General features: G+C 72.0%; 11 protein-coding genes and 1 pseudogene. 6 read left to right on the plus strand and 6 right to left on the minus strand.

Features of this window, described 5'->3' with window-relative positions:
* The 3 genes and pseudogenes from ACFE67_RS12475 to ACFE67_RS12485 form a co-directional block, all read left to right on the plus strand.
* A pseudogene (locus ACFE67_RS12475) lies at positions 1-311 on the plus strand (hypothetical protein); the annotation flags it as partial.
* On the plus strand, positions 308-745 hold the full coding sequence (locus tag ACFE67_RS12480) for a MarR family winged helix-turn-helix transcriptional regulator (RefSeq protein ID WP_375407202.1): 438 nt from the start codon (positions 308-310) through the stop codon (positions 743-745). The pseudogene ACFE67_RS12475 and the gene ACFE67_RS12480, both read left to right, overlap by 4 nt.
* 161 nt (positions 746-906) lie before the next feature.
* Positions 907-1,806, plus strand: coding sequence for an endonuclease domain-containing protein (locus tag ACFE67_RS12485; RefSeq protein WP_375407203.1), 900 nt, complete (start codon positions 907-909; stop codon positions 1,804-1,806).
* A 65-nt stretch (positions 1,807-1,871) separates the two neighbouring features.
* Here the strand turns inward: ACFE67_RS12485 and ACFE67_RS12490 are convergent, their stop codons facing one another.
* The 6 genes from ACFE67_RS12490 to ACFE67_RS12515 are packed head-to-tail and all read right to left on the minus strand — an operon-like array spanning position 1,872 to position 6,218.
* A complete protein-coding gene (locus ACFE67_RS12490; RefSeq protein WP_375407204.1) occupies positions 1,872-2,627 on the minus strand; it encodes an SseB family protein in 756 nt (251 codons plus the stop codon).
* Positions 2,624-3,355, minus strand: coding sequence for a bifunctional 1-(5-phosphoribosyl)-5-((5-phosphoribosylamino)methylideneamino)imidazole-4-carboxamide isomerase/phosphoribosylanthranilate isomerase PriA (gene priA, locus ACFE67_RS12495; RefSeq protein ID WP_375407212.1), 732 nt, complete (start codon positions 3,353-3,355; stop codon positions 2,624-2,626). Before priA ends, ACFE67_RS12490 begins: the two co-directional genes overlap by 4 nt.
* 20 nt (positions 3,356-3,375) lie before the next feature.
* On the minus strand, positions 3,376-4,011 hold the full coding sequence (hisH, locus tag ACFE67_RS12500) for an imidazole glycerol phosphate synthase subunit HisH (RefSeq protein WP_375407205.1): 636 nt from the start codon (positions 4,009-4,011) through the stop codon (positions 3,376-3,378).
* Positions 4,008-4,607 carry an imidazoleglycerol-phosphate dehydratase HisB gene (gene hisB / locus ACFE67_RS12505; protein WP_375407206.1) on the minus strand — a complete coding sequence of 200 codons (600 nt, stop codon included), beginning with the start codon at positions 4,605-4,607 and terminating at the stop codon, positions 4,008-4,010. Before hisB ends, hisH begins: the two co-directional genes overlap by 4 nt.
* A complete protein-coding gene (locus ACFE67_RS12510) occupies positions 4,604-5,692 on the minus strand; it encodes a histidinol-phosphate transaminase (protein ID WP_375407207.1) in 1,089 nt (362 codons plus the stop codon). The genes hisB and ACFE67_RS12510 overlap by 4 nt, the downstream gene beginning before the upstream one ends.
* Before the next feature lie 40 nt (positions 5,693-5,732).
* Entirely contained in the window at positions 5,733-6,218 is a 486-nt protein-coding gene (locus ACFE67_RS12515; RefSeq protein ID WP_375407208.1) for a LysM peptidoglycan-binding domain-containing protein, read from the minus strand.
* 198 nt (positions 6,219-6,416) lie between these two features.
* Here ACFE67_RS12515 and lexA point away from each other — a divergent pair, with 198 nt between their 5' ends.
* The 3 genes from lexA to ACFE67_RS12530 all read left to right on the plus strand — a co-directional run.
* Entirely contained in the window at positions 6,417-7,097 is a 681-nt protein-coding gene (gene lexA, locus ACFE67_RS12520) for a transcriptional repressor LexA (RefSeq protein ID WP_375407209.1), read from the plus strand.
* A gap of 137 nt (positions 7,098-7,234) precedes the next feature.
* Positions 7,235-8,167 (plus strand): ABC transporter ATP-binding protein, encoded by a 933-nt coding sequence (locus ACFE67_RS12525; RefSeq protein ID WP_375407210.1) that lies wholly within the window; start codon positions 7,235-7,237, stop codon positions 8,165-8,167.
* A partial coding sequence (locus tag ACFE67_RS12530) for an ABC transporter permease (protein ID WP_375407211.1) occupies positions 8,164-8,866 on the plus strand: 703 nt, incomplete at its 3' end. The genes ACFE67_RS12525 and ACFE67_RS12530, both read left to right, overlap by 4 nt.

Raw genomic sequence — 8,866 nt, forward strand, 5'->3', positions numbered from 1 at the left:
CCGCCGACTCGGCCACGCTGACCGGCAAGGAGTTCTTCCCGAACCTCATCGCCGCCCCCTTCCACGACGGACTGGTCATCGTGTTCATCGCGGCGGCGGTCATGTCGGTCATCGCGGCGATCGCGACCCTCGCCGGTGGTGCCCGCGCCCCGCAGACGCCTCTGGCGGTCGACGCTGCGGAGACAGGCGAGGACGCCGTGGTCGCGCAGAGCGATCAGGCGTACGCGCACACGGTCGCCGTGGCACACGCGGAGCACGCGGATCGTGCGGAGGCGCACAGCGCCGGCGCGACCTCGGAGCGGGCGCGATGACGGAGGAGCTCGCGGAGCGTCTGGCGTTCGTCGCCGGCAGCGTCAACCGGCGTCTCCGGCCACCTGCGGATGCGCTGAGCCACATCGCGGTCTCCGCGCTCGCCTCCATCGACCGGCTGGGCACGGTCCGGCCGGGCGACCTGGCGCGCATCGAGGGCATCGCCGCGCCGGGGATGACCCGGCTGATCGGCGACCTGCAGGGCCGGGGGCTCGTCGCGAGGTCCGCCGACCCCGACGACGGGCGCTCGCACCTGATCCGGCTCACGGCTGCGGGGATCGAGGCTGTCGCGGAGGCGCGCACGGCCCGGGCACTCGGCATGGCGGCGATCCTCGCGGACCTGTCAGCGGACGACCACGCGACGCTCGAGCGCTCCGTCACGATCCTCGAGCGGGCGCTCCTCGATTCGACCCCCTCACCGGCCCGCACCGTCTGATTCCGTTGTGAAGGAGGTTCTGCGGTTGCCCTGCAGAATCTCCTTCACAACGGAACCGGTAGGCCCGATCGGGTCCTCCCCAGCTCGGGTTCTGCCTGATCAGCTCGCTCGCCCTGCTGAGCGCGCCGCCGAGATCATCGTCCGCGGCACCATCCCGAGTCATGACGGACGAAGCCTGGCAACGGCTCGACGCGCGAGCGCGGGCGGTACTCGAGCTGAACGACGGCGTGGCGAAGCTCAGCAGCTTCCTCGCGGTCGACATCAGCGGCAAACAGGCGGGGGCGCTGACGGGGCGCGGCGTTCTCGAGCGTCCTCGGAGCGGCTGGTACCGCGACCCGTCGCTGCCGTGGCAGGCGAAGTGCGCGATCCGAGTCGGCGGCGTCCTGACGTGCGTCTCGGCGGTCGATTCGTTCGGCCTACCGACACCGGACCCGGGTCGGCGGCACGTCCATGTGCTCGTGCCGTCCAACAGCGCGCGACGCCGGCACAACCGAGACCGGAGGCACTACGTCGTTCCCGGGGAGGACCGCGAGGTCGAGATGCACTGGTCGAGTAGGCCCGGAACGCCCCTGGGCTGGCGGGTCGACCTCGTGGACGCCCTGCTGCAGCTCGCTGACTGCGTTCCGGAGGCCTGGTGGATCGCCGCGCTCGACGCGGCCCGCCACGTACCCCGTGACGGACGACCGATCCTGTCCGACGAGGATTGGGAACGCTTCGTCAGACGGCTGCCGCAGCGCCTCCGGGCCGCGGTCGGACTCGTCGATCCGCGCTCGGAGAGCGTGCTCGAATCGTTGCTCCGCCTCGCGATGCTGCGGCGAGGGATCTCGATCGTGGATCTGCAGTTCTGGCCGGACCCGGCACACCGAGTCGACTTCCTGCTGCCCGGCAAGCTGATCGTCGAAGCGGACGGCGCGGCGTTCCATGATCCGGAGCTCGACCGGATCCGGGATGCATTCCTCCGCGGTCTCGGATACCGCGTCCTCCACTTCTCCTCCGCCAGGATCCTGGAGGACATGGGCGGCGTGCTCGACGAGATCGAAGCCGCGCTGATTCCGTTTTGAAGGAGGTTCTGCCGCCACACCCCAGGATCTCCTTCAAAACGGAAATGGTCAGGAGTGGGGAGGGGTCAGCAGAAGGCGGCCTCGAGGCGGACCGCCATCGAATCCACGCGGGCGCGGACGACCGGGTCCTCCGTCCAGCGGCGCCGGATCCTGGCCAGCAGCTCGGCGACCTGCTGCTGGTCGAGCGTCTCGTGCAGGACGACGACGACCAGGACCTCGGCGCCGTCGAGGGAGGATCGGGGATCCTCCGTGCCGACACGGGCGGTCGTGACCGCCGGCTCGTCGGCGACCGCCCTGCGGATCGCTCGGCCCACCTCCGGATCCAGCCAGGGCGCGACCCAGGGGAGGTCCCGGGCGAGCGCCTCGAGCGTGCTGCGGCGCAGCCCGAAGCGATCGGTCGCCGGGTCGATGACGACGAGCTCGGTACCGTCGCTGGCCGCCCCGAGAGCGACCTGGCGCGCGGGCGCCGGTACCGGACGGGCCATCGGGTTCCAGGCGCTCATCGCCGCCGCGGACGAGAACGCGGGCAGGACCCGGCGGCCGTCCGGACCCGCGACGGTCACGAGCGCAAGCTCCGCCCTCTTATCGAAGGCGCGACCGGACGCGGTCCCACCGACCTCGCCCACCTCTGCGAGCAGAGGCACCAGCAGACGCGAGCCGCGAAGCGCGTCGACGACCGCCTCCGGTCCGGACTCCCCTGCCCGGAACGCGGCGAGCGCCGCCGTGTAGGCCGGTGGCGCCGTGCCTTCGTCGCCGGACCACGGCGACGCCTCGAACGCCCGCCCGGACCACGGCTGCCCGGCCGAGTCGGCGGTGCTCACAGCGTCGCGACGGCGAGGGCCTCGGTCAGCGTGAACGCGCCGGCGTACAGGGCCTTGCCGACGATGGCGCCCTCCAGTCCCGCATCGGTCAGGGTGCGGAGGTGCTGCAGATCCTCGAGGGTGGCGATGCCGCCTGAGGCGACGACCGGCTTGCCCGTGCGCTCCAGCACGTGCGCCAGCAGCTCGAGGTTCGGGCCGGCGAGCGTGCCGTCCTTCGTCACATCGGTGACGACGTAGCGCGCGCAGCCCGCCTGCTCGAGGCGGTCGAGCACCTCCCACAGGTCCCCGCCCTCGCGGGTCCAGCCACGTGCGGCCAGCGTCGTTCCGCGGACGTCCAGACCGACGGCGATCCGGTCGCCGTAGAGGGCGATGATGCGCTCGGTCCACTCGGGGTCCTCGAGCGCGGCCGTACCGATGTTGACCCGCTGGGCACCGGTGGCGAGTGCCGCCTCGAGGCTCGCGTCGTCCCGGATCCCGCCGGACAGCTCGACCCGGACGTCCTCGACACGATCGATCACCGCCTGGATCACCTCGAGGTTGCTGCCTCGGCCGAACGCGGCATCGAGGTCGACGAGGTGGATCCAGGCGGCGCCCTGGTCGGCCCAGTCCCGCGCGGCGGCGATCGGGTCGCCGTAGCCGGTCTCGCTGCCCGCCTCCCCTTGCACGAGCCGGACGGCCTGCCCGCCGGCGACGTCGACGGCGGGCAGCAGCACGAGCGGACGCTGCATCACGGACGGGTCGATCGGGCTCACAGGGTCTCCAGCCAGTTGGCGAGCAGGCGCAGCCCGGCGGCGCCGGACTTCTCGGGATGGAACTGCGTCGCGGCGAGCGCGCCGTTCTCGACCGCGGCGACGAACGGCCCGCCATGGTCGCTCCACGTCACGAGCGGGGCGCGCAGGCTGGCGGACTCCGGCAGCACCCAGTCGCGGACGCCGTAGGAGTGCACGAAGTAGAAGCGCTCGCTCCCGATCCCGGCGAACAGGCGGGACCCCTCCGGCGCGGTCACGAGGTCCCAGCCCATGTGCGGGAGCACCGGCGCATCGAGCCGCTCGACCGTGCCCGGCCACTCGCCGAGCCCTTCGATCGCCTGGCCGCCCTCGACCCCCTCCGCGAACAGCACCTGCAGCCCGACGCACACGCCCAGCACCGATCGCCCGCCGGCGAGACGGCGCTCGATCAGCTCGGGGCCGTGCGCCGCCTGCAGCCCGGCCATCACCGAGCCGAATGCGCCGACGCCCGGCACGTAGAGCCCGTCGGCGCTCTGCACGTCGTCGCGGTCGGCGGTCAGCCGCACGTCCGCACCCGCCGCCTCCAGCGCCTTGACGGCGGAGTGGACGTTGCCGCTGCCGTAGTCGAACACCGAGACGCGCGGGCGAGCGGTCACAGCGCACCCTTCGTCGATGGAACCCCTGCGACGAGCGGGTCGAGCGCCTTCGCCGCCCGGAACGCTCGCGCGAACGCCTTGAACTCGCTCTCCGCGATGTGGTGCGGGTCTCGCCCGGCGAGCACGTCGACGTGCGCGGTCATCCTCGCGTTGAACACGATCGCCTCGAGCACGTGCCGCACCATCGACCCGGTGAAGTGGCCGCCGATCAGGTGCAGCTCGAACCCGGCCGGCTCGCCGCCGTGCACCAGGTACGGCCTGCCGGACAGATCGACGACGGCGCGGGTGAGCGCCTCGTCGAGCGGCACGGTGGCGTCGCCGAAGCGGGCGATGCCCGTCTTGTCGCCCAACGCCTCCCGGATGGCGTCGCCGAGCACGATGCCGACGTCCTCGGCCGTGTGGTGCACATCGATGTCGATGTCCCCCGACGCGTGCACCGTCAGATCGGTCAGCGAGTGCTTCGCGAACGCGGTCAGCAGGTGGTCGAAGAACGGCACCGACGTGTCGATGTCCGCGATGCCGGTGCCGTCGAGGTCGAGCCGCAGCTCGACGGACGACTCGGAGGTGGAGCGGGACCTGGACGCCGTACGACTCATCGGGCACCTACCGGGGTGAGGGCGGCCATCGCCGCGAGGAACGCGTCGGTCTCGCTCGCCGTGCCCGCGCTGACGCGCAGCGAGCCGGGGATGGCCAGGTCGCGGATGAGCACTCCCCTGTCCACCAGGGACTGCCAGAGCGCCTTCGGGTCGTCGACACCGTCGAACAGGAGGAAGTTGGTCCAGCTGGGCGCGACGCGGTACCCGAGTGCCTCCAACCCCTCCGCCATGCGATCGCGCTGCACGCGGATCTCGTCGACCGTCCGCAGCATCAGCGGGGCGTGAGCGAGCGCGCCGAGCGCCGCCGCCTGCGTGATCGCGGACAGGTGGTACGGCAGGCGCACGAGACGGAGGGCGTCGACGAACGCGGGGTCCGCCGCGAGGTAGCCGAGCCGGGCGCCCGCGAACGCGAACGCCTTGCTCATCGTCCGCGACACCGCGAGCCGCGGACGGCCGGGCAGCAGCGTCAGCGCACTCGGGGCGTCCTTCGGCATGAACTCCGCGTACGCCTCGTCGACGATCAGCACACCGTCGGTGGCGTCGTACGCGGCACGGATCGTGTCCAGCCCGACGGGGGTGCCGGTCGGGTTGTTCGGCGCGGCGACGATCACGATGTCGGGGCCGACCCGCGTGATCTCCGCCACGAGGGTCTCCGGCGACAACCGGAAGTCGTCGTCGCGACGCCCATCGACCACAGCGGTCCCGGAGGTCGTCGCGTAGTTCGGGTACATCGAGTACGTCGGCGGGAAGGTGAGCAGCGTGCGACCCGGGCCGCCGAACGCCTGGAACACGTGCTGCAGCACTTCATTCGAACCGTTCGCCGCCCACAGCTGGTCGGGTACGAGACCGTGGCCGAGGTAGCCGGCCAGCGCCTCGCGCAGCGCCGTGAACTCGCGGTCGGGGTAGCGGTTGACCTCGTCGAGCGCGACGGCGATGCGCTGCAGGATGTCCGCTCGGACGTCCTCCGGCACCGGATGCGTGTTCTCGTTCACGTTGAGCGTCACCGGCACGTGCAGCTGCGGCGCACCGTAGGCGGTCCTGCCGACGAGGTCGGCGCGGAGAGGAAGATCCGCGAGCGAGGTCACGTCCACGATTCTCGCAGACGGCGGGGACGCGTCTCACGGGTCATTCGACGGGCAGGCGCAGCACGACACCCGCGTCGACCTGCGCGCTGCTGAGCCCATTCACCCGCTCGATCTCGGCGATCGTCGTGCGCGGATCCGTGCGCGGTGCGAGCCGCTCCGCGATGGTCCACAGGCTCTCGCCCGAACGGACCACGACGGTGTGCGGCGCCACGTGCGGCGCCGCCTCCGCGACCCCCGGGCCGGCGGCGAGCAGCGCGCCCGACAGCGCGAGCAGCGCCGGGATGACGACCAGCACCACCCGACCGCGACGGGTGAGCCGCAGCCGAGCCGGCGGCGCAGGAGCGGTCGTCGGTGCGACGGCCGCGTGCCGCGACACCGTGGTGGGCCGAGCGCTCAGCGTCGGCGACCGCTGCGCGCAGCCCACCCCGCCCCGGACGGCCACCCGGCGCGCCGGAGCGCTTCGCAGCTGCGCCCGCTCGAACGCATCCGTCTCGTACTCGATCCAGTCGTTCTGCACCGTGAACATCCCGATCCTTCCCCGCGTCCCTCTTGCATTCGAACGTAGCTTCGACTGTTCGAACCGTCAAGCACATCTTCGAGTGGGGCACCGACAGCGGGTACGCGTCTGTCGAACGCGTGTTTGCATCAGAGCGGTGCGAGCGAATACCATCGATGTACTTCACAAGCCTGGATCGCGCGGGAACGCCGAGGACGGAAGAGACCGATGACCGACGAGCTGACCGGCGAGAAGCCACGCACACGACGGCGCACGTCGCTGTCTCCGAAGCAGCTCGCGATCCTCGAGGTGATCCAGCAGTCCGTCGCGGCCCGCGGCTACCCGCCGAGCATGCGCGAGATCGGCGACGCGGTCGGGCTCGCGTCCCTGTCCAGCGTCACCCACCAGCTGAAGCAGCTCGAGCTCTCGGGCTACCTCCGCCGGGATCCGAAGCGCCCGCGGGCGCTCGAGGTCATCATCCGGGTGCCGGACTCGTCGACCGTCGAGTCGGACGTCCCTGCCGCGCAGATCGGCGATGCGGCGATGGTGCCGCTCGTCGGGCGGATCGCGGCCGGTATCCCGATCACGGCCGAGCAGCAGATCGACGAGGTCTTCCCGCTGCCGCGCCAGCTCGTCGGCAAGGGCGACCTGTTCATGCTCAAGGTGGTCGGCGAGTCCATGATCGAGGCCGCGATCTGCGACGGCGACTGGGTGGTCATCCGGTCGCAGCAGACGGCGGACAACGGCGAGATCGTCGCAGCGATGCTCGAGGGCGAGGCGACCGTCAAGGTGTTCCGCCAGCGCGACGGCCACACCTGGCTGCTGCCGCGCAACAGCGCCTTCGAGCCGATCCTCGGTGACGAGGCGGTCGTCCTGGGCAAGGTCGTGGCGATCCTCCGCTCGGTGTGACGCACGAGGGGTGCATCCCGGGGGATGCGCCCCGGGTCCTCCACCGGGATGAGATCCGCCCGGATCGGTGAGCGCGACCAGGCCGCGTCCCTACGGTGGGCGGTGCGCGTCGACGTGTCGCGCCGGGAGGAGCGGCCATGATCGAGGCGAGCGGGCTGGTGAAGCGCTACGGCGCGAGAACCGCCGTGGCGGGGATCGACTTCGAGGTCAAGCCGGGTGTCGTCACCGGGTTCCTCGGACCCAACGGCGCGGGCAAGTCGACGACGATGCGGATGATCGTCGGGCTCGACGCCCCGACCGCGGGCACGGTGACCGTGAACGGCCGACCGTATCGAGACCACGGGGCCCCGCTGCACGAGGTCGGCGCGCTGCTGGAGGCCAGAGCCGCGCACCGCGGCCGCACCGCGCGCAACCACCTCCGCGTCCTCGCCGCCACCCACGGGATCCCGACGCGACGCGTGCAGGAGGTGGTCGACCTCGCCGGACTCGGAGAGGTCGCGGACAAACGGGTCGGCGGCTTCTCGCTGGGGATGGGCCAGCGGCTCGGCATCGCCGCCGCGCTGCTCGGCGACCCGGCCACGCTCATCCTCGACGAGCCGGTGAACGGCCTGGATCCCGACGGCGTGCGCTGGGTGCGGACCTGCGTCCGCGAGCTCGCCGGCGAGGGACGCACCGTGCTGCTGTCCTCCCACCTGATGAGCGAGATGGCCCAGACGGCCGACCACGTCATCGTCCTCGGCCGCGGACGGGTGCTCGCGGACATGCCGATCGGCGACCTGATCGCCGGCGGTGGTTCGAGGGTGACGGTGACCTCGCCACGCGGCACCGAGCTGGCCGCGCTCCTCCGGTCCCGTGGCGCGACGACCACGCCGGGCACCGGTGACCGGTTCGACGTGACGGGGCTGGGTGCCGCCGATGTCGGCGATGCGGCAGCGGCCGCCGGGATCGCGCTGCACGAGCTGACGACCGTCGGGTCGTCGCTCGAGGAGGTCTACATGTCGATGACCGCGGACGACGTCGAGTACCGCAGCGCCGCCGCTGCGCCGCACCCCGAGAGGACCAGCGCATGAGCGCGATCACCGTCACCACCCCCACCACCGACGCGACCCGCGGCGTGACCGCCGGCGGCGTGCTGCGCTCCGAGTGGCTGAAGCTCGTCACGCTGCGCAGCACCTTCTGGACCACGGTGGTCGCCCTCGTCCTGGCCGCAGGGATCGCCCTGCTGGCCGGCGCGTTCCTCAAAGCCGGTCCCGCCGGCACCGGGGGCGACCTCGTGCTGGTCGGATCGACGGCGAGCCTCAGCTTCGTGGCGCTGGTCGTCGGCGTGCTCGGCGTGCTGTCGATCGGAGGTGAGTACGCGACGCTGCAGATCCGCTCGAGCTACACGGCGGTGCCCCGCCGCTGGCCCGCGCTGGTGGCGAAAGCCGTGGTGGTGGGCGCCTGGTCCTTCGTCCTCGGTCTCGTCGTGACCTTCGGCAGCTTCGCGATCCTCGCCGGCTTCTTCGGCGCGCAGGGCATCGAGGTCTCGCTCGACGGCGATGCGGTCGGCGCCCTGCTCGGCGGCGCGTCGTACCTCGCCATCGTCGGCGTGTTCGCCGTCGGCCTCGGCGCGCTCGTCCGAGCGTCCGCGGCCGGGATCACGATCCTCGCGGCTGTGCTGTTCGTCGCGCCGATCATCCTCGGTCTGCTCGCCAGGCTGACAGGCGCCGACTGGGCCTCCACGGCCGGGGACTACCTGCTGTCGGCGACCGGAGGCGTGCTGTTCGCGA

It is taken from the genome of uncultured Amnibacterium sp., from assembly GCF_964244015.1.
Classification (GTDB): domain Bacteria; phylum Actinomycetota; class Actinomycetes; order Actinomycetales; family Microbacteriaceae; genus Amnibacterium.